Origin of the sequence: Flavicella marina (assembly GCF_009193215.1) — a bacterium.
Lineage (GTDB): Bacteria > Bacteroidota > Bacteroidia > Flavobacteriales > Flavobacteriaceae > Flavicella > Flavicella marina.
Map to the genome: position 1 here is coordinate 107,129 of NZ_VYVA01000005.1, position 25,472 is coordinate 132,600.

Sequence of the window (25,472 nt, forward strand, 5' to 3'; positions counted from 1 at the left end):
ATGTTTAAATCAATAGAAAATGAAAAATAAAAGGTTAATTCTTATAATAATTGTGTTTTGTTCTTTCAATGGTTTGTTTGCACAATCAAAAAAAGAAGAAAAGAAAGCAAAAAAAGAAAAAGAGTATCAAGAGATGGTGAAGTGGGTTGAATCAAAAAAACTTGAATTTGAGGCTACTTGGGCGAATGCTCAAGGTGGAGCGCGAATTAATTTGATTGGAAATCCAAATCATATTCGGATCAAAGGAGATAGTGCTTTTGTGTATTTACCTTATTTTGGAGTGAGAACTGGTGGTGTTGCTGGCTATGGTGGAGGTGAAGGAGGAATAAAAATTGAGAATAAAATTGAAAACCTGAAGATTGAGTTTGAAGATAAAAAACAGCGTGTGAAAATTCATTTTCGTTCGAGCGATATTATAGAAAGACATGATTTTTATATGACACTATATGGAGGAGGAAATACCAACGTAAATGTAACGAGTAGTTCTAGAAGTACTATATCTTATGATGGAACTACCAGAGTACTAGTAGAAGAAAAGAAGGAAGAATAAAAAAAGGTCTGCATTAATGCAGACCTTTTTTTATAGTTGAAAAACTTTTTCTAGTTCAATCCATTTCTCACCGTCTTTGGCCCATGGAAGTTCTTGTTGGTAATCCCACATTAGATTTTCCCATTCTTGAACTTTTGGATTGTTGGCATCCATTTCAGCTTTTTTAACTGGATCAAATGTTTCGTCAACTTCCATAATCATAAACATTCGATTTCCTGTTAAATAGATTTGCATATCTACAACACCTGCATCTTTTATACTTTTTGTGATTTCAGGCCATGCGTTTCCAGCCGCATGATATTCTTTATATTCAGCTATTAGTTTTGAATCGTCTTTTAGATCACAAGAATAGCAATATCTTTTTGTACTCATTATTTAGATTTTTTATAAGTTATATATCCATATCTAGAAACCACCCCCAAACAGATGAGAGGAAGTATGAATGAAAAATTTACCTCAGGAATATAACCAAGTATTTGAACATCTGCAAACCCTGGACCACCCCAGTCTAAAATACTTCCCTGAATAACAGGCATTAACGCTCCACCTACAATGGCCATAACAAGTCCGGCTGAACCAATTTTTGCTTCGTCTCCCATATCTTTTAATGCAATTCCGTAGATTGTAGGGAACATAATAGACATAAATAACGAGATTCCAACCAACGAATACAATCCTGTAGTCCCAGTTAGTAAAATTGCACCTGCACTGAATAATACACCACCAAAACCAAATAGCATTAGTATTCTTGAAGGGTTGATTGTTTTCATCAAACCAGTTCCAATCCATCTTCCTGTTAAAAAGATGATCATAGCAGCTACATTGAACCATGTTGCTGTCAGTTGTTCGTTTTCCGGCAATCCGTTATTGATATTGTCAACATATTGGAAAATATAGGTCCAACACATAATTTGTGCACCAACATAAAAAGCTTGTGCAATAACTCCTTGAACATAATTGTGATTAGCAAATAACTTTTTAAACGATTCTGAAAGCGACATTTTATCTTCTTCTGGTGTCTTTGGGATTTTGGTGAATAATATAATCACCATAATAGCCAAGACCACGAGACCTAATATTATATAGGGTATGCTAATAACTCCAAGATCATTTTCTCTTACGGCTGCTTTTGCTGTTTCTGTGAGCGTATCATAAATAAGTGCGCCTGAGGCATCTTTATCGTCAGATTGTAATGCAGATATTACAAATTGTTGTGCTACAATCATACCCATTAAAGAACCAATAGGGTTGAAGGCTTGTGCAAGGTTCAATCGTTGTGTTGCCGTTTCTTTTGCTCCTAGTGACAGAATCAATGGGTTTGATGTGGTTTCTAAGAAAGCCAAACCACAGGTAATAATCCATAATGAAACTAGAAAATAGTTAAACTCTTCAAATGCAGCCGCAGGATAAAAAAGAAAAGCACCTACAGCATAGAGACATAAACCCAGTATTATTCCAGATTTGTAGCTGTATTTTCTAATAAAAAGGGCAGCTGGTAACGCCATGAAAAAATAACCAAAATAAAATGCAAATTGTACAAGTGATGCTTGTGTATTTGACAATTCGGGCATTACCTTTTTAAATGCTGAAACCATTGGGTTGGTTAAATCGTTAGCAATTCCCCAAAGGGCAAATAAAGAAGTAATGATGATAAATGGAAACAAAAGTTCTTTGCTTACCACAGGGATTTTTGAAGTTTTATTCATTTTAAATTGGTTTTAAGTTTGGTAAAATTATACATAACGAATTATAAAAAATGTTCGTATCGTTATTAATGAGTAACAAATGATTTTATTCTGTTAATAATGATCTATCTAGGTTTACATATCCACCGTCAACGGTAATAAATTGACCTGTTGTGTGAGAGGCTTTATTTGAAATAGTGAACAGGGCTTGGTTTCCAATTTCTTCTGGAGTAGTCATTCTGTTTTCTAAAGGAATTTTCTTTACAATAGACTTTAATTTTTCTTCACCATTTTCTAATGTCTTAATCCAAGCATCGTAAGCTGGTGTCCAACTTTCAGCGATAATTATTGCATTTACGCGAATAGAATCTTTGATAAGATCTACGGCCCATTCACGAGTTAGTCCGAGCACACCACCTTTTGAAGCAGCATAACCTGAAGTACCACCCTGACCAGTAAGACCAACTTTAGATCCGATGTTAAGAATATTTCCTTTAGAGGCTTTTAAGTAGGGAAGTGCGTTTTTTACTACTAAAAAGTAACTTACCATGTTTAGCTTTAAAGAATTCATGAATTCTTCATAAGAAGAGTCTAATCCTGCGCCATCATTTACACCAACATTATTGATTACAACATCGATTTTTTTATATTTTTCTACGATCGTAGCAATAGCCGATTCAATTTCATCAGGGTTTGTTACATCTGTTTTACAGAACAAAGCATCTATTCCCTTTGCTTGTAATTCTTCTGCATATCCGAATCCTCTGTCATTTCTATCAATGATAGCAGGAATTGCTCCTTCGTTAGCTAATTGTTGCAGCATGGTTTCTCCAATACTTCCTTTAAGTCCAGCAGCTCCTGTGATTACCACGACTTTTCCTTTTAAACCTAAATCCATAGTTTTAATTTTATAAGTTATAGAATTTGATTGCGTTGTTTCCCATAATGGCTTGTTGCTCAGTGGTACTTAATGTTGCAATAAATTCTGTTGTTAATTTTTTTACTCTTGTGTAATTCCCCGCTACAAGGCAAACTGGCCAATCTGATCCATACAGAGTACGTTGCGCTCCAAAGGAATTCAACACGACTTCCATATAAGGATGTATTTGATTTTCAGTCCATGTTTTGAAATCTGCTTCCGTAATCATTCCAGATAATTTACAGGATACGTTTTCATATGTAGCAATTTCTTTAATCATCGTAGCCCATCCATCAAAGAAACCGTCTTTTATATATGGTTTAGCGATATGATCAATGACAAATTTTTGATTTGGAAATTTTTTGACAAATTCCAAAGTAGCTCCTAACTGATGAGGGAAAATTAAAATATCGTATGTATAATTATATTTCTCTAGTAGAGAGATTCCTCTAGTAAAGTTGGGACGCAATAAAAAATTATGATCAGCTTCACCTTGAACTACATGACGAAAACCTTTTAATTTGTCCTTATCTTGGTAGTTGTCCAACGTATTTTCAATATTTTCTGATCGTAGATCAGCCCATCCAACAACCCCTTTGATAAAATCATTAGAGGCAGCTAGTTCCAATAAAAAGTTAGTTTCTTCAAGTGTTTGATCTGCCTGTACAGCAACGCAACCGTCAATATTGTTTTGATTGTATACCAGTTTTAGATCGCTGGGAGTAAAGTCTTTTCGAATTACTGCCATGCTTTCATCTATCCACTCGTGTTTGATAGGCTCATAGTTCCAAAAATGCTGATGAGAATCTATAGTCATAAGTTATAGTTGAAAAGCCTTCTTTATGTAAAGAAGGCCTAATGGGTTATTTATTTTTTTATAAAATCTTGTAATGCTTTTTGCATTCCTTTTGTTTCAATGGCTTCAAGATGCATTGAAACAGCTTCAACCATACCTTCAATAGCAGAAAGATCCGTTCCCCAGAAATCAGTGTTAGCAAGTGTTGCTTTTACAATGCTTGCTTGATATCCGTTAGCCCATTGAGTAGCAAAGAATTCTAATGCGGAAGCATCATCTTTTAAAGCAATTGCTTCACCATTTCTTTTTCCTTTGTAAAATGAAATTAGAGATGCTAAAGAGAATAACAACCCTTGTGGTAAACTATTTTTACGTTTGATGTATTCCAACACAGAAGGTAAAACTCTAGTTTTGAATTTAGAAGTTGAATTTAGTGAAATACTAATAAGTGCATGCTCTAAATATGGATTTCTAAAACGATCTAAGACATCATTTGAAAATTGATTCAATTCTTCTTGAGATAAATCTAGGGTAGGACAGATTTCATTGAAGATTGTATTTTTCAAGTAATTTCCTACAACTTCGTCTTCTAAAGATTCACGAACTTTGTCGATTCCATATAAGTAACCAACAGGAACTAATGTAGTATGAGCACCGTTCAAAATTCTAACTTTACGTGTTCTGTATGGTTCCATATTATCAGTAAAAACAATATTTAAACCACATGCTTCTGCTGGAATTTCCTCTTTTACTGATGCAGGTCCTTCAATTACCCAAAGGTGAAACTGTTCTCCTTCAACAACTAAGTTGTCTTTGTAACCCAATTCTTCAGTAATAGCGTCCATTTTATCTCTTGGGTAACCTGGTACAATTCTATCTACAAGAGTATTGCAGAAAATATTGTCTTCATTGATCCACTCAACAAATTCTTCTCCTAAGTTCCAGTCTGCAGCGTATTGTAAAATGATACGTTTTAAGTTGTCTCCATTTTTATCAATTAATTCACATGGAATTAAAATCAATCCTTTATCAGATGCGCCACCGAAAGTTTGAAATCTTTTGTATAGTAATGCAGTTAATTTTCCTGGATAACTAGATTGTGGAGCATCCTCTAATATGTCGCCAGCATTATAAGAAATACCTGCTTCTGTAGTGTTAGAGATAACAAAACGTAAGTCAGGGTTTTCTGCTGTTGCTAAATAATCTGAATGATTTTCATAAGGGTTGATTCCTCTTTGGATACAATCAATTATTTCATGCTCTGAGATTGCCTCACCATTCTTAATACCATTTAGGTATAATGTATATAATCCATCTTGATCATTTAACATTTTAATCAATCCTTGATCAATGGGTTGTACTGCCACAACACCTGCGTCAAAATCAGCTTTTTTGTTCATTTCATGAATCATCCAGTTAGCGAAGGCTCTAAGGAAGTTTCCTTCCCCAAATTGGATTATTCTTTCAGTATAAGTTTTTACTGAAGCGTTGGTTCTGTTTAAAGAATTCATACTATTTTATTTTTAACTTTTAGATGTAAAAGTGTTTGTTAATTTGTGTTCTATAGAGAAACTCCACGTTTCCAAGGAATGAAATCATTGTGTCCGTGTAATACAGCCTTTGAAGGGGTTTCTCCACTTGCAACTCTGATTACATGGTCTAAAATCTTTTCTCCCATAGATTCAATTGTGTCTTCACCAGTAATTACTGTACCTGTATTGATGTCAATAATATCATTCATCCTTTCGTATAGTTTGGTATTACTAGATATTTTTAAGACAGGTGCAACTGGGTTTCCTGTTGGAGTTCCAAGTCCTGTAGTAAATACCACAATATTACAACCAGAACCAACCAAACCAGTTGTAGACTCAACATCATTACCAGGCGTGCATAATAGATTCAATCCAGGTTTTGTTATTTGTTCTGTGTAATCTAAAACTTCAACAACAGGTGAGGTTCCTCCTTTTTTAGCAGCACCAGCAGATTTCATAGCATCAGTAATCAAACCATCTTTGATATTTCCAGGAGATGGGTTGTTTTCAAAACCAGATCCTACGGCTACAGCAGCTGCTGAATAGGCTCTCATTAAATCATAGAATTTTTTAGAATCCTTTTCAGTGTTACAACGGGTAATTATTTCTTGTTCAACTCCGTTTAACTCAGGAAATTCAGATAATACTGGACTTCCACCTAAAGCCACTAATAAATCAGAAGCATATCCCAATGCTGGGTTGGCAGAGATTCCAGAAAAACCATCTGAACCACCACATTCAAGACCGAGAACAATTTTACTTACAGGTGCAGGTTTTCTTTCAATTTTATTAGCTTCAGTTAATCCAACAAAGGTATGTTTTACAGCCTCTTCAATTAAACTTCTTTCACTTGAGCTTTGTTGTTGCTCTAAATAGTGAACAGGTTTAGTGTTGTTTGGAGTAATCGCATCGATGGCATTTTGAAGCATTTCAATTTGAGCATTTTGACACCCTAGACTAAATACTGTAGCTCCGGCCACATTTGGATTTGCAATGTATCCTGCTAAAAGTTTACATAAGGTTTCAGAATCTTGTCTAATTCCTCCACAACCTCCGTCATGTTTTAAAAACTTAATTCCATCTACGTTAGGGAATACTCTGTTTTTAGACATTTCTTCTTTGGTAGTAATGATAGGAGTACTGTAGATTTCTTCAGAGGAAGCACCTGCTTTATATTGATCGATCAATGCATCCGTATCAACAGCAAAATCTTTTTTAGTTTCATATCCTAATTTTTCAGAAAGAGCTCCTTCTAAAACATCGATGTTTCTATTTTCGCAAAAAGTTAAAGGGATTACCAACCAGTAGTTTCCAGTTCCAACTTTACCATCTTCTCTGTGATATCCGTTAAAAGTTCTTCCTTCAAATTTAGAAGCATCTGGTGCTGTCCATGTAAATTTTTCCTTTGAATCATTAAATTCTGCAGAAGCATGTTTTACATTGTTAATGGTAATTGCACACCCTGCTTGGATTGGCTCAATAGCCTTTCCAATTAAAACACCATACATAAATATTTCATCACCAATAGCAAAGTCATTCAGAGCGTATTTGTGTTTTTGTTTGATGTTTTCTTTTAAGATAACTTCTTTTCCTTGGATAGTAGTTGCAAGTCCTTTGTCAAGGTTTGTAATTGCAACAATAATATTATCCTTTGGATCTATTTGAACATAATTCTTAGACATCCTGTTATTTTTTATAAGTTAAAGTCAACTGTTGCTTTGATAACTCCTGTTTCTGGCTTTAACCAGCTGTCAAAATTTTCAATCATTTCAGTATAAGGAACATTGTGAGTAATAAAAGACTCCGTTGGGAATTGATCCAATACATTGATTACATGTACAAAATCTTCAGTTGTTGCATTTCTACTGCACATTAAAGTCATCTCTTTAGAGTGAACAGCAGGGTGGTTGTAAGTTAAGTCACCTTTAGATAATCCAACCAAAACAAAACGACCACCGTGAGACATATAACTTGGACCGGCTTCAAGGGCAAATTTATTTCCTGATGCATCGAATACAGCAGTACACATGTCACCATTTGTTAATTCAGCAATAGCTTCAGCTGCACCTTCACCAGCTTTTACAGTGTATTCTACACCAATTTTTTCTTTTGCATATTCTAAACGTTGCTCATTCATGTCTATAGCAACTACTTTTGCACCTGCAATTTGGGCTAATTTCATAATCCCAATTCCAATAGGACCACAACCAACTACAGCAACCGTTTCTCCTGGAGTAATGGCAGCTCTTCTAACAGCATGTGCCCCAATAGCTAATGGCTCAACGATTGCCATCTGATCATTTGATAAGTTATTTGAAGGTAATAAAATATCTGCAGGAACGACAATTTGTTCTTGCATACCACCATCACCATGCACACCTAAAACAGTAATGTTTGTGCAGCAGTTTGTTTTTCCGTTTTTACATGCAATACATTTTCCACAGCTTACATAAGGCATAATTACAACCTTATCTCCAGCTTTGATTCCTCTTGCATTTTCTCCTATTTCTAATACTTCAGAAGCTAATTCATGTCCTAAAATTCTAGGATATGTAAAGAATGCTTGATTTCCAGAGTATGCATGTAAATCCGTTCCACAAATTCCAACTTTATTGATTTGTAATAAAGCTTCATTTTCTTTTCTTACCGGTGCTTCTTTTTCTTTTAAGATAAACTCACCTGGTTTTTCGCAAACAATGTATTTCATTCTTTTATTCTTTAGAATTAGTAATATTATTAATGGTTCTCCTGTAAAAGAAGACTATGTAATTTTCAATTATGTTCAACTTGCTACATCGTTTTAGCAAGCGGTAAAAAAAAGAGAAAATTCTCTTTTGGCTCTTTTGAGAAGATAGAAAACATCGGAGTTACTATCTGCTACATCGTTTTAGCTAATCGGTCAAAAAAAGATTATTGCTATTCAATAATCAAAAACCTGTTTCTATAAAAAGAAAAGACGATTATGTGTTATTCCATTTTTGTGATGAAATATATTTAACTATCTTTGCTATAACGATGTAGCAAATGTATAAAAATTTTGACGACTAAAAAAAAAATCACCATAAAAGATATTGCCAAGGTGATGGGATTGTCCACTTCGGCCATCTCAAAAGCTTTGAATGATGACTCTAGAATTAGTGAGAAAACTAAGAAAGAAGTGCGTCAAGTTGCAAAAAAATTAAATTATCAACCCAATCACTTAGCAAGTGCATTGCGCAGTGGAAAAAGTAGGTTGGTTGGGGTGATTATTCCTAGAAATAATAGTAATTTTTTCTCTTCTGTTTTAGAAAATATTGAAGAGGTTTTGAATGCCAAAGGGTATAATATTATCATTACTCAGTCAAATGAATCGTTTGAAAAGGAGTGCAAGTGTATTGAATCTTTGTTATTTACACAGGTCGACGGAATTATTGCATCGATGGCCAATGAAACTACTGATTTAAGTTATTACGAAAAAATAAAAGCCAAGGAAATACCGTTGGTTTTGTTTGATCGAGGTGAGTTGGATTTAAAAGTTGACTATGTTGGGATTGATGATTATGAAACGAGTTTTAAGATTATCGATCATTTGGTCGCTCAAGGTTGTAGTCGTATTGCTCATTTAGGTGGTTATGATAATACAAGAGTATATGGAAATCGAATCAGGGGGTATGTGGATGCTTTGGAGAAAAGAGGCTTACCCGTTGATGAAACTATCATTAGTAAAAGTACTTTGCGTTTAGAGGATGGTAGAAGAATAATGGAGAAGTTATTGAAATTACCGAATAGACCAGATGCTATCTATGCAGCCAGTGACTTTGCTGCGTTGGGAGCTTTACAGGTGTTGAATGAGCATGGAATTAAAGTGCCAGAGGATATGGCTTTGGTGGGCTTTAGTAATGAGCCTTTTACTTCCTATTTGTCGCCTTCAATTTCTACAGTAAACCAGAATAGTGAGCAAATAGGAAAATTAGCAGCGGAGGCCTTTTTAAATAGAATTGAAAATCCTATTGAAGAAGGAGCTATAAATAAAATAATTATTGAGACTGAATTGTTGGTAAGAGCTTCTTCAAGCAAAAATAGTACGGAATAAACTTTTCAAAAAAAAACATAAAAAAAGCGCAGTAAAAACTGCGCTTTTATTTTTTTAGAAAATAAAAAATTATCCTCTTACTTTTTTAACGATAGCTAAAGCAGCTTTTACATCTTGCTCTAGTTTAGCGTAGTCCTTATTCGCAAGGATATCTTTAGAAATCAATTGAGATCCCATACCAACACATGTTGCACCAGCATTGAACCAACCAGATAGGTTTTCTTCAGTTGGAGCTACTCCACCTGTAGGCATAATTGATGTCCAAGGTTGAGGTCCTTTGATACCTTTGATAAATTTAGGACCGTATAAATCTCCAGGGAATAATTTTACGATTTCACATCCTAATTCTTCAGCTCTAGCGATTTCAGTTAAAGAACCACATCCTGGTGACCATAAAACTTTTTTACGGTTACATGCAATTGCGATATCTTCTCTTAAAACTGGAGTAACGATAAAGTTAGCTCCCAATGCCATATATAAAGAAGCTGCTGCTGCATCAGTTACAGAACCAACTCCCATAATCATACCTGGTAATTCTGCGATAGCATATTTTGTTAACTCACCAAAAACTTCATGAGCGAAATCTCCACGAGCAGTAAACTCCATTAAACGAGCTCCACCATCGTAACATGCTTTCAATACTTTTTTACTTAATTCGATATCATTGTTAAAAAACAAAGGAATCATCCCTGTTTCTTTCATTGCTGCTGCAACTTCAATTCTAGTAAATTGTGCCATTTTGTTGTAATGTATTATAAGAAGAAGAGCTGTTTGAGTTTATAGTTCAAACAGCTCAACATTAAAATTTATTATCTAGCTACACGCCCTGATGCGTCACCACCCATTAATTTCTCAACTTCAGCAACAGTTGCTAAGTTAGCATCACCTTTGATTGTGTGTTTCAAACAAGAAGCAGCAACAGCAAAGTCTAATGCATGTTGATCATCTTCAGGGAATTGCAATAGTCCGTAGATCAATCCTCCCATAAATGAATCACCACCACCAACTCTATCTACGATATCAGTAATTTGGTATTGACGAGTTTGGAACAAAGTTTTTCCATCGTATAATACTCCAGCCCATGTGTTGTGAGATGCAGAGATAGAACCTCTTAAAGTAGTAATTACTTTTTTCGCTCTAGGGAATCTTTCCATCATTTGCTCACATACAGATAAGAAAGCCTCTGCTTTTACATTGTGTCCTTCTGTTTGAACAGAAATTCCTTCTGGCTTGATTCCGAAGTGCATTTCAGCGTCTTCTTCGTTTCCTAAAATAATATCACAGTAAGAAGTCAATTCAGTCATGATTGATTCTCTATGAGCAGCATCACAGAAATTCCATAATTTTGCACGGTAGTTCAAGTCAGTTGAAATTGTAATTCCTTTTGCACTTGCAGCTTTCACAGCTTCTAAACATACATCTGCAGCTCCTTGAGAGATTGCAGGAGTAATTCCTGTCCAGTGAAAAAACTCACATCCTTCAAATACAACATCCCAATCGATCATTCCTGATTCAATTTCTGAAATTGCAGAATGAGCACGGTCATAAACTACTTTAGAACCTCTAGATACAGCACCAGTTTCTAAGAAGTAAATTCCTAAACGATCTCCACCATAAACGATTTTATCAACACCAACACCTCTTTTTCTCATTTCCATTAATGCACATTCTCCAATGTCATTTTTTGGTAAACGAGTTACGAAATCTACATCTACACCATAGTTTGCTAATGAAACCGCTACGTTAGATTCACCACCACCATATACAGCATCAAAACTGTTAGCTTGTGAAAATCTTAAAAATCCTTGTGGAGCCAATCTTAACATGATCTCTCCGAAAGTTACTACTTTACCCATTTTTGTTTGTTTAATTAATGATTCAATTTGAGTTGAATCTGTTGTTTATTTTTAGTTTGAATTATTCTGTTCTATCGTTTGAACACCTTTTGTAAAAAATAGGATTGCCTCTGTACAACCCTAACTATTTCGCGCTAAAAAAACCTTCAATCACCTATGTTTACTGTGTTTTGAAAGTTTATTAGTGTTTGGTGTTTCTCTGAAAAAATACTATTTTTGTTCAAACGTTGGAACAAATATAGATAAAATTTGGGAACTAAAAAAAAAACTACGATAAAAGACATTGCAAATGTGTTAGGATTGACGCCTTCGGCAGTCTCAAAAGCGTTGAATAATCATCCAAGAATTAGTGAGAAAACCAAAGTATCGGTTCAACAAGTAGCGAAAAATTTGAACTATCAGCCGAATTATTTGGCTAGTGCACTTAGAAAAGGAAAAAGTAACTTGGTGGGAGTTATCATTCCTCGAGCAAATAGTAATTTTTTCTCAGCCGTTTTAGAAAGTATTGAAAACGTATTGCATGAGAAAGGGTATAATATTATTATTTCTCAGTCTTATGAGTCGTTTGAAAAAGAATGTAGGAATATTGATGCATTGTTATTTACACAAGTAGACGGAGTAATTGCTTCTTTGGCAAATGAGACGAAAGACTTTTCATTTTATGAAAAAATAAAAGCGAAGGGGATACCATTGGTGTTGTTTGATCGAGGTGAAAATGATTTAGGTGTTGATTATATTGGTATTGATGATTATCAAAGCAGTCATATGGTTGTTGATCATTTGGTAAGTGAAAATTGTAAGCGTATTGCGCATATCGGTGGTTTTAGTCATACTCGAATTTTTAAGAATAGAATTAGAGGTTATAGAGATGCTTTAGAAAAACACAATCTTCCATTAGATGATAATTTGATTTTTGAATGTAAATTGACCAAAACTGATGGACGTTTGATAATGGAGGAGTTGTTACATCGAGAGAACAGACCAGATGCGGTGTATGTAGCGGGTGATTACGCTGCTTTAGGTGCCTTAGAGTATTTGAAGGAACAAGGTATTAAAGTGCCGGAAGAAATTGCTATTGTTGGTTTTGGAAACGAACCTTTTACTTCTTTGGTTTTTCCTTCTATTACTACTATTGAACAACATAGTACAGAAATAGGTAAATATACAGCGGAAGCTTTCCTAAGACGTATTAAGGAAGCAGATACACCTCCTGTGTTGAGGAAAAAGATTTTGGATCCTGAATTAGTGGTTCGAGGTTCTTCAAAAAAGATATAAAAAAAACGTCTAAATTAATATTTAGACGTTTTTTATTTGAGTTTTTCTAATGCTTATGAGATTGATGCCAATACTTTGTTTAAAGTAGTACTTGGTCTCATAGCGTTAGCTGCTTTTTGAGTGTTAGGGTAGTAATAACCACCGATATCCATTGGTTTGCCTTGGGCATTGTTTAATTCTTCTACAATAGTAGTTTCTTGAGTTGTTAGCTCTGAAGCAACAGGAGTGAAGATTGCTTTCAATTCTGCATCTTCGTTTTGAGCTGCTAATGCTTGTGCCCAATACATAGCGAGGTAGAAGTGACTTCCTCTGTTGTCTAACTCACCAACCTTACGAGAAGGAGCTTTGTCATTTTCTAAGAAAGCACTGTTTGCTGTGTTCAATGCTGCAGAAAGAACTTGTGCTTTTTTATTGTTAGTTTTGATGCCTAAATCTTCAAGAGAAACAGCTAGAGCCAAGAATTCTCCTAAAGAATCCCAACGTAAATGTCCTTCTTCTTCAAATTGTTGAACGTGTTTAGGAGCAGATCCTCCAGCACCAGTTTCAAACAATCCACCTCCGTTCATTAAAGGAACGATAGATAACATTTTTGCAGAAGTTCCTAATTCTAAAATGGGGAATAAATCCGTTAAGTAGTCACGCAATACATTTCCTGTAACAGAAATAGTATCTAAGTTTACTTTTACTCTTTTTAATGTAAATAAAGTAGCTTCGATAGGAGCCATGATGTGAATTTCTAATCCTTCTGTATCATGAGTAGGTAAGTACGTATTTACTTTTTTGATGATTTCAGCATCGTGAGCTCTGTTTTTATCTAACCAGAAAACTGCAGGCCATCCCGTAGCTCTCGCTCTATCTACTGCTAATTTTACCCAGTTTTGGATAGGTGCATCTTTTGTTTGACACATTCTAAAGATATCTCCTTCTTGAACTTCTTGAGATAAAATTACATTACCATCAATATCTACAACTTCAACAGTACCGTTAGCATCCAATTGGAATGTTTTATCATGAGAACCATATTCTTCAGCTTTTTGAGCCATCAATCCAACGTTAGGAGTAGTTCCCATTTCTCTTGGGTCAAAAGCGCCATTTTCTTTACAGAAATCAATAGTAGCTTGGAAAACACCGGCATAACATCTATCCGGAATTAAAGCTTTAGTATCTTGTTGTTGTCCTTCTGCATTCCACATTTGACCAGAAGTACGGATCATTGCAGGCATAGATGCATCAATAATAACGTCAGATGGTACATGTAAATTAGTAATCCCTTTGTCAGAATTTACCATAGCTACAGCAGGTGCATCTTTATAAACTGCATCAATAGCAGCTTTAATTTCTGCTTCTTGAGCATGTCCTGCTATTTTAGTATATACATCACCAATACCATTGGTTGCAGTAACATTTAACTCAGTAAATAAGTCAGCGTATTTTTCAAAGACATCCTTGTAGAAAACTTCTACAATAGCTCCAAAGATAATAGGGTCAGAAACCTTCATCATTGTTGCTTTCATATGTAAAGAAAATAATACACCGTTTGCTTTTGCATCTGCAATTTCTTTGGCTGCAAATTCTTTCAATGCACTAATACTCATTACAGAAGTATCAATTACTTCACCAGCCAATAAAGGAGCATATCCTTTTAAATCTTTACCGTTGAAGGTAATTTTGTATTCAGTTGCTTTTTCTAGTGTTGCTGATTTTTCAGAACCATAAAAGTCATTCGCTTCCATAGAAGCAACATGAGTTTTTGAGTCTTTTTCCCAATTCCCCATTTTATGAGGGTTTTTCTTAGCATATTGAGATACTGCCAATGGTGCTCTACGGTCAGAGTTACCTTCACGTAAAACAGGGTTTACTGCAGAACCTAAAACTTTAGAGTAAGCTGCTTTGATAGCTTCTTCTTTTTCGTTTTGTGGTGTCGCAGGAAAATCAGGTAATGCAAATCCTTGTGCTTGTAATTCCTTAATTGCTGCTTGTAGTTGGGGAATTGACGCAGAAATATTCGGAAGTTTGATTATGTTAGCTTCAGGTGTTTTAGCTAAAGCACCTAATTCAGCAAGTGCATCATCAGCTTTTTGATCTTGAGGAAGAAATTCAGATAAGTTAGCTAAGATTCTAGCAGCAAGTGAAATATCTTTTTTTTGAACGTTGATATTTGCTTGTTTTGCAAATGTCTCTACAATAGGTAAAAAAGAATAAGTAGCCAATGCCGGAGCTTCGTCCGTAATTGTATACACGATTTGTGATGTTTTTGTTGTCATAAGATTCTTAATTTTTATATTGAATTCTCCGGTGTTATTTTTGTTATTCTGTCAAATAATATTGTTTTCAAAATATGATAATTATCGTAAGATATTAAGAACAATATTTTCTGAATTAATACAGTTTTTAAGCTGTTTTAAAGCAGCACAAATGTAATGAATATCTAGAGATAAATTAGTTCTAAAATAATAGAAATTACACAGAGATAGTGGTTATATGTTAAAAATCAATTGTATTGTTTGAGAATATATCAAAGAATAAGGAAATTTAATGATTTTGATTGAAAATGTTTTAATAGAAGGTTAAAATACTTGCAATGTTATTGAAGTAAATAAAAAAAACTCGTTAGAATTTTCTAACGAGTTTTTATGAGTTTCAAAAATGAAGGTCAGATTAACGACGAACTTCTTTGATTCTGGCTTTTTTACCAGTTAGTCCTCTAAAGTAAAAGATACGAGCTCTTCTTACTTTACCTTGCTTGTTTACTTCAATCTTTTGTAAAGCTGGTAAGTTTACTGGGAAGATACGCTCTACACCAACAGTTCCAGACATTTTTCTGATTGTAAAAGTTTCAGAAGCTCCGTTTCCTCTTCTTTGAATAACAACTCCTCTAAAAAACTGAGTACGAGTTTTGTTACCCTCTTTAATTTCGTAATACACAGTAATTGTGTCTCCTGCTTTGAATTCTGGGAATTCTTTCTTTGCTACAAATTCGTTTTGTACAAATTCTACTAAATTAGCCATTGCTTATTATTTAATGGTTTGTCAATCACCAACATTCACGATTTTCGTCAGAGGTTGATTTTGAGGTTGCAAATATACTTCTTTTTTTTAATCTGAAAAACTGTGGATTTATTTTTTTACTTGGTAATTTTCGCAAAGATATACCCAGAATTTGCGACTGTCTTTTCCGTTGATTTTTATGATGATAGGCTCAAGTTCTGTGACTTGAGAGAAATATTGATCTAGTTCTGTGCGCTGTCCACCATGTTTGTTATGGTTTTTAAATCGCTTGTCTGAGTCTAAGAATAATGCATTTTTACCATTCAAAAGTGTCAAATCATCACCGATATAATCAAAATGCAAAGCAGGTTTTCCGATAATATTTTGAGCATAAATCTTTTGATTGCTAAAAAACGTCATACAAGCAGTTGTTTTGTAACCGTCATCAGAAAAAATAAAGGTGTCAGGGTAATTGTTTTGTAGTTTCTCTGTTTCATGAACTAACTCTTTCCAACCGACCCAAGTATCATCACTTTTAATTGGAGCAACATAAAATAATATTTGCACACTTACTAAAAGGTGGATCAGACCAGAAATGTATACATGTGTTTTGATGTGTTTCTTTTTTATAAACATCGTCGAGATAAGCACCCCTGTAATATAGGATGGCATCATCCAATTTAGTTTTACCCAATAAACAGGTGTCAGTAAAAAGAAACCTAAAAAAGTCGGTAAGAAAAATGCAAATAGAAATAACGTTTTGTCAGAAGGTAGCTTAAACTTTGTTACTGCTTTTTTGATGTATTTGTAGAGAAGTGTGAAAAAAGTTAATAATAATATAGGAAGTAACAAGAATATTTGGTGTCCGATGGCTCCAAAAAAATATTTCGGTTGAATTTGAAATTTAGATATACTACCGGTTCTATCCGAGGATTGGAACAAAAATGACGCAAATTCATTTTGATAATTCCAGTACCAAACTGGAAACGTAACCAGAGCTGATAGTATAAGTGAGCTCCATAGCCAAGGAGATACAAGTAGTTTTCGGTACTTGTTAGAGAATGCTAAAAAGGCTAGTAATCCTATTTGTAGTAATAGCGCGGTGTATTTGCTGTCAAAGGCGAGTCCCATCGCAATACCTCCCAAAATCCAATAGGTTTTGTTGTTTTCAAAAATAGCCTTGTACAAGCAAATTAATGAAAGTGTCCAGAATAAAATTAACGGAACGTCAGGTGTTGAGTTGAAGCTTAAAATTGAGATAAATACTGTAGTACTCATGAGTACTAGTGCATTGTTCAGTTTAGGTTTCGATAAAAAATAAGAACCTAATTTGAAGAAGCTGAACACAGAGATTGAGGTGACTATAAAATCGGCCATTTTCACTACAAATACGGTTTTGCCAAATATTGAAGTGAAAAGACGTAAGATATAACCAATCATTCCAGGATGATCGAAATAAGAGAGGGAAAGGTTCTCTCCATAAAAATGATAGTATGCATCTTGAGGCATTAGTCCCATAAACGGCAATAAGAACAATCGGAATAATTGGAAACCGATAACAATACTAAGTGCGGGATACGTTTTTAAAAAAAGCTGAACTCTATTCATCTAGCAATTCGGGTTTGATTTGTTTGGTTCTTTCATAAGCTTGTTCTGATCTCCATTCGTCGATTTTTGGAAAATTACCTGAGAGCAATATTTCTGGAACATCAGCTCCTTTGTATGAGGCTGGTCGAGTGTAGACAGGTGGTGATAGTAAATCGTCTTGAAAAGAATCTGTCAATGCAGAAGTTTCATCTCCAAGAACACCCGGAATCAACCTGATCACGCTATCACATAAAACTGCAGCACCTAACTCACCACCACTCAGTACATAATCACCAATTGAAATTTCTTTGGTAATGAATAAATCACGAACTCTTTGATCGACACCTTTATAATGACCACACAACACAATGATATTTTCTTTTAAAGAAAGCGTATTGGCTGTTGATTGGTTTAGTATGGGAGCATCAGGAGTCATATATATAATCTCGTCGTAATCTCTTTCAGATTTTAGTTTAGAGATGCATTTGTCGATAGGTTCGATCATCAATACCATTCCGGCACCCCCACCAAATTGATAGTCGTCAATCTTATTGTATTTATTGAGAGCGTAGTCTCTTAAATTGTGAAAATGAACTTCAGCTAAGCCTTTGTCTTGTGCTCTTTTTAATATTGAGTATTCAAAAGGACTTTTGATTAATTCTGGGGATACGGTAATAATATCAATTCTCATTTTGCAAAGATACTTATTTCAGTCAACTGACTATTTAATTTTTTAAGAGTAGTTTATTTTTGGGATAAGATCATTCTGTCGTTTCCGAAAATATCTTTTTTTAATTTGTTTTTTTTGAATCCCTTCTCTCTTAACATATCAAGAGTTTGTTGACCGAGATATTGATTGATTTCAAAAAACAATTTTCCGTTCTCTGTTAAATGTGTAAAGGCTAAATCAGCTATTTTCTTGTAAAATACAAGTGCGTTGTTGTCATCGACAAATAATGCTGTGTGTGGTTCGTACTCTAAAACGTTTTTTTTGATTTCTTCTTTTTCTAGCTCTCTGACATATGGCGGGTTGCTAACAATAATGTCAAAATTTTCTATGAATTTTTCTGTGGATAAAATATCTTGTTTCGTAAACTTAATAGTAACGTGGTTGTGCTTGGCGTTTTTTTCTGCTACCATCAATGCAAGTTCTGAAACATCAATCGCTATTACTTGCGCACTGGGTAAATTCTTAGCGAGAGAGATAGCAATGCAACCACTCCCTGTTCCAATGTCTAATATTTTTAAGGGAGTACTTTTGTTTGAAGATTGAATGATCCAGTCCACCAATTCTTCGGTTTCTGGACGTGGAATGAGTACGTTTTCGTTTACCTCAAATGGTAGGCTGTAGAATTCAGTTTCTTTTGTGATGTACTGAACTGGAGTTTCTTTTTTTAATAACTCAATTGCCCTTGTAAAATACGTTTTTTCTTGTTCTGTTATCGATTTGGTAGGATTCAAAGCCTTGTCTATTCGAGACATTTTTAGTTTGAATTCGGTAAGTATATGATAAAACGATTCGATTTCTGAGTCAGGATACATTCCTGATAATTCTTCATGAAAAAACGATTTTAATGTAGAGATATTCATGGAGGCAAAAGTACATTAAATATCGAATAGTATTCAAAGGAAACATAATTGTGTTGTCTTATTTTGACTTGAATAGATTGTTGCTCTCGTATAGATGCCCTACTTTTGTTGTATGAAGGTAGAGGAACAATTTATGGCACGTTGTATTGAGTTGGCTCAAAACGGAATTGGTACTGCAAGACCTAACCCGTCTGTAGGATGTGTCGTGGTTTATGAAAATAAAATTATTGGAGAAGGGTTTACAAGTCCTTATGGTGGTAGTCATGCTGAAGTAAATGCGATAGCATCTGTAAGAGATAAAACATTATTATCGAAATCTACTTTGTATGTGACGCTTGAACCCTGTGCCCATTTTGGTAAAACACCTCCGTGTGCAGATTTGATCGTTAAGCATAAAATTCCCAATGTCGTTATTGGTTGTATAGATACACATTCAGTAGTCGCAGGGAAAGGTGTAGAGCGCTTGATAGAAAATGGATGCCATGTGAAAGTGGGTGTTTTAGAAAATGAATGTTTAGAGCAGCACAAACGTTTTTTTACCGTTCAAAATAAAAAGAGACCTTATGTGATTCTTAAGTGGGCACAAACTAAAAATGGTTTTATAGCGCCTGATCAAAAAGAGGTCAATAGACCTGTTTGGATTAGCAATGTATATGCACAACAATTGGTGCATAAATGGAGAAGTGAAGAGCATGCAATTTTGGTAGGTACCAATACTGCGATTGCTGATAATCCAAAGTTAAACGTTAGGAGTTGGGGAGGGGTGCCACCAGTAAGAGTAGTCTTAGATAGAACATTACGAATTTCGAAAGAGAATTCTTTGTATGACTTGAGTCAAAAAACGATATTTGTTGTTGATGTCAATACTGAGTTTGAAGCTTCAGCGGAAAAACAATTGTTTTTTGAGTCTATTGATTTTTCTGGAAATGTTGTAGAGCAAATTTGTGAAGTGTTGATGCGACATCATATACAATCAATCATTATTGAAGGAGGTACACAGACCTTGAATGCTTTTATCAATTCGGGTATTTGGGATGAAGCTCGAGTTTTTGTTGGTGATGTTTCTTTTGTAAATGGAGTAGAAGCACCTGTGATTTCTAAAGAGGTTTTTAAAAAGGATGCGGTTAAGAATACGGATTTGTTCTGGTATGTTAATAGAACTGAAATATAAATGTCGGATTTAGATCTGTATAAAACATTAGATAAACCTTCAGAGGTTACGCTCTTCAAAGAAAAGGGTAGTAAATTTTTTGGCTACGTATTTCCTGTGTCTTCTGAAGATGAAGTGAAAGAAATTATAGCTCAAATTAAAAAAGAACATCATTCTGCACGTCATTGGTGTTATGCATGGAAGATAGGTGTGGAGACGGTTCGTTTTCGTGTGAATGATGATGGAGAACCTAGTAATTCTGCAGGACAACCGATTTATGGTCAAATACTTTCTTTTGATGTCACAAATGTACTTGTAGTAGTTGTTCGGTATTTTGGCGGAGTGAAATTAGGTGTCGGTGGTTTGATTCGTGCGTACAAAACTTCTGCGCAATTAAGTTTAGAGAATTCTTCGATCGTAGAAAAAACAATCGAAGAAAAATTAAAATTGGTGTTTGCTTATCAATTTATGAATAATGTAATGCGAGTTATCAAGCAAAAACGAATTTTGATAGATTCTCAGAATTTAACATCAAATTGTGAGATAATAATAGCTGTAAAAAAATCAGAATTTGAGGCAGTAAAAAAACACTTCGAAAAGTTGCATTTTTTGACGCTCAAAAATGTCTAAAAAAATACAATTTATATCAAATTTAAATTAACTAATTTTAAAAGTGAGAAATCATTTTTGTAAGAAGTGTGTCCGGAATTTTTATAGGCCTATTTTTTTGTGTGTCAACAAAAACTAACGTGGTATCTCCAGTAGTTATTTTTTCATTATCAGCATTGTAGATTTCGTATTCAAATGTAATTCTAGCAGTCGGTAATTCTCTTAAGATTGTTTTCAGTGTTAAAGAGTCATCGAATTTGGCAGGTTTGATAAACCTAGTGTTTATCGAGTATACAGGAAGTATTATTCCTTCTTCTTCCATTTTTTTGTAAGAAATTCCCAGATCGTGTAAAAGTTCTAATCTGCCAATTTCAAAATATTGTGCATAGTTCCCGTGATGTGCGTAACCCATCTGGTCAGTTTCACTGTAACGTATTTTTAAGGGAGTTTTATTTTCTATCATTTTTTATTTTTAATGCTGCTTATTTTACGCAAAAAATAATTAAGAACCTATACTGATTTCATTTTTTTATACTAAAATTTATTCACACTTTTGTATAACCAAAATGAACGGTGGGAACGTCTCAATTTTGACTAATTACAAACTATAAATTTACTCTATTAAAACAATGACTAAAATAGCCACGACGGTTTGGGAGGAATGCCTGTCTTTTATAAAAGACAACATCAAGCCGCAAGCATATAAAACTTGGTTCGAGCCTATAAAACCAATGAAGGTTTCTGGTGAGGTATTAACAGTGCAAGTGCCTAGTAAGTTTTTTTATGAATGGTTAGAAGAACATTACATTAAGTTATTGAGAGTTGCTTTGGTTAGAGAACTTGGTAAAGATGCTAAGTTGGTCTATGAAGTTAAAATGGAAAATGCGTATAGTAGCAACAGTCCTCAGATTGTGAAAATCCCAAGTTCAAATCGTGCGCCTTTAAAATCTCAAAATGTATCGGTTCCTTTAGAATTGAAAAAAAGAGAATTGAGAAATCCTTTTGTGATTCCGGGTTTACAAAAAGTAAAAATTGAATCTCAATTAAATCCTAATTATAATTTCCAAAGTTTTGTTGAAGGTGATTCAAACCGATTGGCTAGGTCTGCTGGTATGGCGGTAGCAAATAAACCAGGTGGAACATCTTTCAATCCATTATTGATTTATGGAGGAGTAGGTTTAGGAAAAACCCATTTGGCTCATGCAATTGGGGTGCAAATAAAAGATAAATATGCCGATAAAACGGTTTTGTATATTTCTTCGGAAAAATTCACACAACAATATATTGATTCTGTAAAAGGGAATACTAGAAATGATTTTATTCATTTTTATCAAATGATTGATGTATTAATCATTGATGATGTGCAGTTTTTATCTGGTAAAAAAGGAACGCAAGATGTTTTCTTCCATATTTTCAATCATTTACATCAAAATGGTAAACAGGTGATTTTAACTTCAGATAAGGCACCTGTTGATATGCAAGATATTGAACAGCGTTTGTTGTCTCGTTTCAAATGGGGATTGTCTGCAGAGTTGCAAACACCTGATTTTGAAACACGAATTTCAATTCTTCAAAACAAATTGTTCAGAGATGGGGTAGAGATGCCTGAAGAGATTGTGGAATATGTTGCAAAAAACATCAAATCGAATGTTCGTGAATTAGAAGGAGTATTGATTTCACTTATTGCGCAAGCTTCTTTTAATAAAAAAGAATTTACGATGACCTTGGTGAAGCAAATCGTTGATAAATTTGTTAAAAACACCAAAAGAGAGGTTTCTATTGATTACATTCAAAAAGTGGTCTCTAAATATTTTGATATGGATGTTGCGACATTACAATCAAAAACTAGAAAACGTCATATTGTGCAGGCACGTCAGTTAGCTATGTACTTTGCGAAAAGAATGACGAAGTCATCTTTAGCAAGTATAGGTTCTCAAATTGGAAAACGTGATCATGCAACTGTTTTGCATGCATGTAAGACCGTAGATAACTTGACAGAAACAGACAAGCAATTTAAAAAATACGTAGAAGACTTGACCAATAAATTAACTTTCTAAAAGATGGTTAAAGTATTGATGGTTTGCTTGGGTAATATATGCCGGTCACCTTTGGCTGAAGGCATTTTAAAGTCCAAAGTAAATTCAGAATTGGTTACCGTTGATTCTGCTGGTACTTCTGGTTGGCACATAGGTAATTTACCTGACCCAAGATCTGTTGAGGTTGCAAAATTACATGGTATTGATATTACTGATCAAAAAGCTCGAGCGTTTACTCAAGAAGATTTCGATAGGTTTGATTTTATTTATGCTATGGATCATTCGAATTATTTGAATATTTTGAAATTGGCTAGAAATAAGCACGATCGCACAAAAGTAAAAATGATTTTGAATGAATTAGAGGCTGGTTCAGACGAAGAAGTTCCTGATCCATATTATGGAGGTGAACAAGGTTTTGAAAACGTGTTTCAAATGTTAGATGCAAGTTGTGCTATTATTGCAAAGAAAATAACAAATTAATTTTTTGAGTATGGGCTTAGGTAAGTTGTATTTGATTCCAACAACATTAGGAGAGAATGAACCTTTAGAGGTGATGCCTATTTCTGTGAAAAAAGTTGTAGAAGAAATTGATCACTTTATTGTGGAGAATGAAAAATCTGCACGAAGATTTATCAAGAAATTAACGCCTAAAAAGTCACAACCTGATTTAACAATTATGTTGTTGGATAAATATGCTAGTGCATTGGAGGTACAACATTATTTAGATATTTGTCAAGAGGGAGTTTCTGTAGGATTGTTATCTGAAGCAGGGGTTCCTGCAATTGCTGATCCAGGAGCTGATGTTGTGAAGTTAGCGCATGAAAAAGGAGTACAAGTAATTCCGTTGGTAGGACCTTCTTCTATCTTAATGGCAATGATGGGCTCTGGAATGAATGGGCAAAATTTTGCTTTTAATGGGTATTTACCTATTGATAAAGGAGAGCGTAAAAGAGAAATAAAAGCACTAGAGAAAATATCTAAAGATAGAAATCAATCACAAATTTTTATTGAGACACCTTATCGAAATGAAAAAATGTTTGATGATTTAAAAGCTACATTACATCCTACGACACGTTTGTGTATCGCTGCAGATATTTCGTTGAGTTCTGAGTATATCAAAACTTATAGTATGAAAGAGTGGTCTAGAGTGAAGCCCGATTTACACAAAAGACCTGCTATCTTTATTGTTCATAAATAAAAATTAGCTTACTTCGGGCATTCTGTTTTTTATTATGTTAGATGTGTCGTAGCCTCTAAATGTATATAGATATTCTTCTATGCTAGTTCCATAACCATCTTCGAAATGAAAATCACCATTAGATCTTAAAAACTTTTTTACGTTTCCAGCACCAGCCAAATGAGCAGCTGCTAAGATACCTGATTCCGTGATTACAATTCCGTTTATTTTTCTGCCGACAGAACGACGGATGTCTTTTCTAAGTATCCACTTGTTTACTTGGCACAGTGCAATAAAAGCTTTTTCTTGCAGTTCAGGATTTTGTAAGAAATCTTGTGTGTTGTAGATGTCAAATCGTTCAAGTGTCCCACTTCCGAATTGGTATTTTCCTAGATAACCAAAAGAATTTATAGCTTTGTAATTACCTCCAGACTCTTTAAAAGCAAGAGCTTCTTTAAAATGAAAAAAATCGTTTTTATTATAGGGACCTGTGAATGTGCTTTTTGCTGTTTTTTTTGTAGGTAGTGATAAAAACGTGGCTTGGTCGAGTTTAGATCCTTTGACAAAAGGTTCATTGGCTCCTACAGAATATAAAAGGATTGTAAATACAATACTTAAAAAAAACTTCTTTTTGATAGATTTCATACGAATATTTGTTTCTGTCTCAATTTGTTTTTTGCAGCGGCAAATATACGTCTTTTTATTTGTTGGTAAGTAAAGTTTAAATTATCAAGAAGTTAATAGTAAATCCAGTGTCCGATAATTTTACCATTGCTAGTAAATTCAATAGCTGGAGCTGGTATTTTTATAAAATTTAAAGTGTTGAATAATCCTTTTAAGAAGGGGGAATTTGTTTTTATTTTCGTCAAATCTATGTCGAAAGATGCGTAAAACTGTCTGTATCGAGGTGAAACTTCCAATTCATGACCGGGTTGTTTCGATAACATTCCTTCAGCACCATACCCAAAAGCAATGTTCAACCATTTCGGAAACTTACTTTCTTTGGCAAATGACCAAACATTTGCAGATAGCCAATAGGTCTGTCCATTGTAATCTTTCAGCATTTGCTCTGTTAAATTTTTTCCAAGTACATCCGGATTTAGAGTAGCGTAATCAGTTCTATGAAAAGAATATTTAAACGATATACGTTGTTCTTTCCAGCCCAATTCTTGACCTATCAAAAACGCAGTTCCTGCCGCATTTGCTATAATGTCACCAGTAGACGCTCCCCATTCTGCAGAAAACCCATCCATAACCTCTACGGCTGTCAAAAACACAAAACCTAATGGTGCTCCGTAAAGTAGTTGGTCTCTTTTAGAAGCTCCTGCCCAATCCATTGCCGACATACTCAATCGTCCCAATTGGTAAGCTGAGAAAGCATGTCCGACTTTATCCATTTGCAACCAATCTGAGTTGTCATTGATAAAATGAAACTTTGATTTTTCATAGTTTGCATACCAAAGTTGGTTGAGTCCGATCAAGGTTACAGAAGCTATGGCAGCTTCAGATAAATAGACACCTCTCAATCGAGACTTGTTTAAGGTGTCTGACTTTGTGAAAAATGAGCTTTTCGTCTGTGCATTTCCTAACGAAACGAATAGTATAAAGAAGAGAACAACAAACAGTTTTAAGTTTTTCACAAACATGCTT

The 25,472-nt window shown here is 34.4% G+C and carries 25 protein-coding genes; 8 read left to right on the forward strand and 17 right to left on the reverse strand.

Going from position 1 to position 25,472, the window contains the following annotated elements:
- Positions 1 to 19 precede the first annotated feature (19 nt).
- The gene (locus F6P99_RS11160; RefSeq protein ID WP_152287572.1) at positions 20 to 550 is read left to right on the forward strand and encodes a DUF4251 domain-containing protein; all 531 of its coding nucleotides are present in this window, start codon (positions 20 to 22) and stop codon (positions 548 to 550) included.
- Positions 551 to 580: 30 nt separating this feature from the next.
- Here the strand turns inward: F6P99_RS11160 and F6P99_RS11165 are convergent, their stop codons facing one another.
- The 7 genes from F6P99_RS11165 to F6P99_RS11195 form a co-directional block, all read right to left on the reverse strand.
- Positions 581 to 922 carry an L-rhamnose mutarotase gene (locus F6P99_RS11165; protein WP_152287573.1) on the reverse strand — a complete coding sequence of 114 codons (342 nt, stop codon included), beginning with the start codon at positions 920 to 922 and terminating at the stop codon, positions 581 to 583.
- Complete coding sequence (gene fucP / locus F6P99_RS11170) at positions 922 to 2,256, reverse strand: L-fucose:H+ symporter permease (protein WP_152287574.1); 1,335 nt, start codon at positions 2,254 to 2,256, stop codon at positions 922 to 924. The genes F6P99_RS11165 and fucP overlap by 1 nt, the downstream gene beginning before the upstream one ends.
- An 85-nt stretch (positions 2,257 to 2,341) precedes the next feature.
- Positions 2,342 to 3,133 (reverse strand): SDR family oxidoreductase, encoded by a 792-nt coding sequence (locus tag F6P99_RS11175; RefSeq protein WP_152287575.1) that lies wholly within the window; start codon positions 3,131 to 3,133, stop codon positions 2,342 to 2,344.
- Positions 3,134 to 3,143: 10 nt separating this feature from the next.
- Positions 3,144 to 3,971, reverse strand: a complete 828-nt coding sequence (locus tag F6P99_RS11180; RefSeq protein WP_152287576.1) for an amidohydrolase family protein — start codon at positions 3,969 to 3,971, stop codon at positions 3,144 to 3,146.
- 50 nt (positions 3,972 to 4,021) lie between these two features.
- Positions 4,022 to 5,461 carry a tagaturonate reductase gene (locus F6P99_RS11185; protein ID WP_152287577.1) on the reverse strand — a complete coding sequence of 480 codons (1,440 nt, stop codon included), beginning with the start codon at positions 5,459 to 5,461 and terminating at the stop codon, positions 4,022 to 4,024.
- Between the two features lie 50 nt (positions 5,462 to 5,511).
- On the reverse strand, positions 5,512 to 7,164 hold the full coding sequence (locus tag F6P99_RS11190; protein WP_152287578.1) for a UxaA family hydrolase: 1,653 nt from the start codon (positions 7,162 to 7,164) through the stop codon (positions 5,512 to 5,514).
- 11 nt (positions 7,165 to 7,175) lie between these two features.
- The gene (locus F6P99_RS11195; RefSeq protein WP_152287579.1) at positions 7,176 to 8,189 is read right to left on the reverse strand and encodes a zinc-binding alcohol dehydrogenase family protein; all 1,014 of its coding nucleotides are present in this window, start codon (positions 8,187 to 8,189) and stop codon (positions 7,176 to 7,178) included.
- A 330-nt stretch (positions 8,190 to 8,519) separates the two neighbouring features.
- Here F6P99_RS11195 and F6P99_RS11200 point away from each other — a divergent pair, with 330 nt between their 5' ends.
- A complete protein-coding gene (locus F6P99_RS11200; protein ID WP_152287580.1) occupies positions 8,520 to 9,554 on the forward strand; it encodes a LacI family DNA-binding transcriptional regulator in 1,035 nt (344 codons plus the stop codon).
- Between the two features lie 69 nt (positions 9,555 to 9,623).
- Here F6P99_RS11200 and F6P99_RS11205 read toward each other — a convergent pair whose 3' ends face one another.
- Entirely contained in the window at positions 9,624 to 10,292 is a 669-nt protein-coding gene (locus F6P99_RS11205) for a bifunctional 4-hydroxy-2-oxoglutarate aldolase/2-dehydro-3-deoxy-phosphogluconate aldolase (protein WP_152287581.1), read from the reverse strand.
- A gap of 71 nt (positions 10,293 to 10,363) precedes the next feature.
- Positions 10,364 to 11,410 carry a sugar kinase gene (locus F6P99_RS11210; RefSeq protein WP_152287582.1) on the reverse strand — a complete coding sequence of 349 codons (1,047 nt, stop codon included), beginning with the start codon at positions 11,408 to 11,410 and terminating at the stop codon, positions 10,364 to 10,366.
- 249 nt (positions 11,411 to 11,659) lie between these two features.
- Here F6P99_RS11210 and F6P99_RS11215 point away from each other — a divergent pair, with 249 nt between their 5' ends.
- The gene (locus F6P99_RS11215; RefSeq protein ID WP_152287583.1) at positions 11,660 to 12,685 is read left to right on the forward strand and encodes a LacI family DNA-binding transcriptional regulator; all 1,026 of its coding nucleotides are present in this window, start codon (positions 11,660 to 11,662) and stop codon (positions 12,683 to 12,685) included.
- A 53-nt stretch (positions 12,686 to 12,738) separates the two neighbouring features.
- On the opposite strand, the gene F6P99_RS11220 is transcribed toward F6P99_RS11215, so the two are convergent.
- The 5 genes from F6P99_RS11220 to prmC all read right to left on the reverse strand — a co-directional run bounded on the left by F6P99_RS11220 (position 12,739) and on the right by prmC (position 18,850).
- Positions 12,739 to 14,949: an NADP-dependent isocitrate dehydrogenase gene (locus F6P99_RS11220; RefSeq protein ID WP_152287584.1), complete on the reverse strand. Its 2,211-nt coding sequence runs from the start codon at positions 14,947 to 14,949 to the stop codon at positions 12,739 to 12,741.
- Positions 14,950 to 15,343: 394 nt separating this feature from the next.
- Positions 15,344 to 15,694, reverse strand: a complete 351-nt coding sequence (gene rplS / locus F6P99_RS11225) for a 50S ribosomal protein L19 (RefSeq protein ID WP_152287585.1) — start codon at positions 15,692 to 15,694, stop codon at positions 15,344 to 15,346.
- 108 nt (positions 15,695 to 15,802) lie between these two features.
- Positions 15,803 to 17,281 (reverse strand): glycosyltransferase family 39 protein, encoded by a 1,479-nt coding sequence (locus F6P99_RS11230; protein WP_152287586.1) that lies wholly within the window; start codon positions 17,279 to 17,281, stop codon positions 15,803 to 15,805.
- Entirely contained in the window at positions 17,274 to 17,951 is a 678-nt protein-coding gene (gene trmD / locus F6P99_RS11235; protein ID WP_152287587.1) for a tRNA (guanosine(37)-N1)-methyltransferase TrmD, read from the reverse strand. Before trmD ends, F6P99_RS11230 begins: the two co-directional genes overlap by 8 nt.
- A 53-nt stretch (positions 17,952 to 18,004) precedes the next feature.
- The gene (gene prmC / locus F6P99_RS11240; protein WP_152287588.1) at positions 18,005 to 18,850 is read right to left on the reverse strand and encodes a peptide chain release factor N(5)-glutamine methyltransferase; all 846 of its coding nucleotides are present in this window, start codon (positions 18,848 to 18,850) and stop codon (positions 18,005 to 18,007) included.
- Positions 18,851 to 18,962: 112 nt separating this feature from the next.
- Here prmC and ribD point away from each other — a divergent pair, with 112 nt between their 5' ends.
- Both ribD and F6P99_RS11250 read left to right on the forward strand, forming a co-directional pair.
- Positions 18,963 to 20,021, forward strand: a complete 1,059-nt coding sequence (gene ribD, locus F6P99_RS11245) for a bifunctional diaminohydroxyphosphoribosylaminopyrimidine deaminase/5-amino-6-(5-phosphoribosylamino)uracil reductase RibD (RefSeq protein WP_152287589.1) — start codon at positions 18,963 to 18,965, stop codon at positions 20,019 to 20,021.
- Positions 20,022 to 20,630: an IMPACT family protein gene (locus tag F6P99_RS11250; RefSeq protein ID WP_152287590.1), complete on the forward strand. Its 609-nt coding sequence runs from the start codon at positions 20,022 to 20,024 to the stop codon at positions 20,628 to 20,630.
- 37 nt (positions 20,631 to 20,667) lie between these two features.
- Here F6P99_RS11250 and F6P99_RS11255 read toward each other — a convergent pair whose 3' ends face one another.
- Positions 20,668 to 21,072 carry an acyl-CoA thioesterase gene (locus F6P99_RS11255; RefSeq protein ID WP_152287591.1) on the reverse strand — a complete coding sequence of 135 codons (405 nt, stop codon included), beginning with the start codon at positions 21,070 to 21,072 and terminating at the stop codon, positions 20,668 to 20,670.
- Positions 21,073 to 21,238: 166 nt separating this feature from the next.
- On the opposite strand from F6P99_RS11255, the gene dnaA reads away from it, so the two are divergent.
- From dnaA to F6P99_RS11270, 3 genes are read left to right on the forward strand one after another with little or no spacing between them, the layout of a single operon-like run.
- Positions 21,239 to 22,666, forward strand: coding sequence for a chromosomal replication initiator protein DnaA (gene dnaA / locus F6P99_RS11260; RefSeq protein ID WP_152287592.1), 1,428 nt, complete (start codon positions 21,239 to 21,241; stop codon positions 22,664 to 22,666).
- A 3-nt stretch (positions 22,667 to 22,669) separates the two neighbouring features.
- Positions 22,670 to 23,125 carry a low molecular weight protein-tyrosine-phosphatase gene (locus F6P99_RS11265; RefSeq protein ID WP_152287593.1) on the forward strand — a complete coding sequence of 152 codons (456 nt, stop codon included), beginning with the start codon at positions 22,670 to 22,672 and terminating at the stop codon, positions 23,123 to 23,125.
- 10 nt (positions 23,126 to 23,135) lie between these two features.
- Positions 23,136 to 23,843: an SAM-dependent methyltransferase gene (locus F6P99_RS11270; RefSeq protein WP_152287594.1), complete on the forward strand. Its 708-nt coding sequence runs from the start codon at positions 23,136 to 23,138 to the stop codon at positions 23,841 to 23,843.
- 3 nt (positions 23,844 to 23,846) lie between these two features.
- Here the strand turns inward: F6P99_RS11270 and F6P99_RS11275 are convergent, their stop codons facing one another.
- Together F6P99_RS11275 and F6P99_RS11280 are read right to left on the reverse strand one after the other, a co-directional pair.
- Positions 23,847 to 24,467: a lysozyme family protein gene (locus tag F6P99_RS11275; protein ID WP_152287595.1), complete on the reverse strand. Its 621-nt coding sequence runs from the start codon at positions 24,465 to 24,467 to the stop codon at positions 23,847 to 23,849.
- 92 nt (positions 24,468 to 24,559) lie between these two features.
- A complete protein-coding gene (locus F6P99_RS11280; protein WP_152287596.1) occupies positions 24,560 to 25,468 on the reverse strand; it encodes a DUF2279 domain-containing protein in 909 nt (302 codons plus the stop codon).
- Positions 25,469 to 25,472 lie beyond the last annotated feature (4 nt).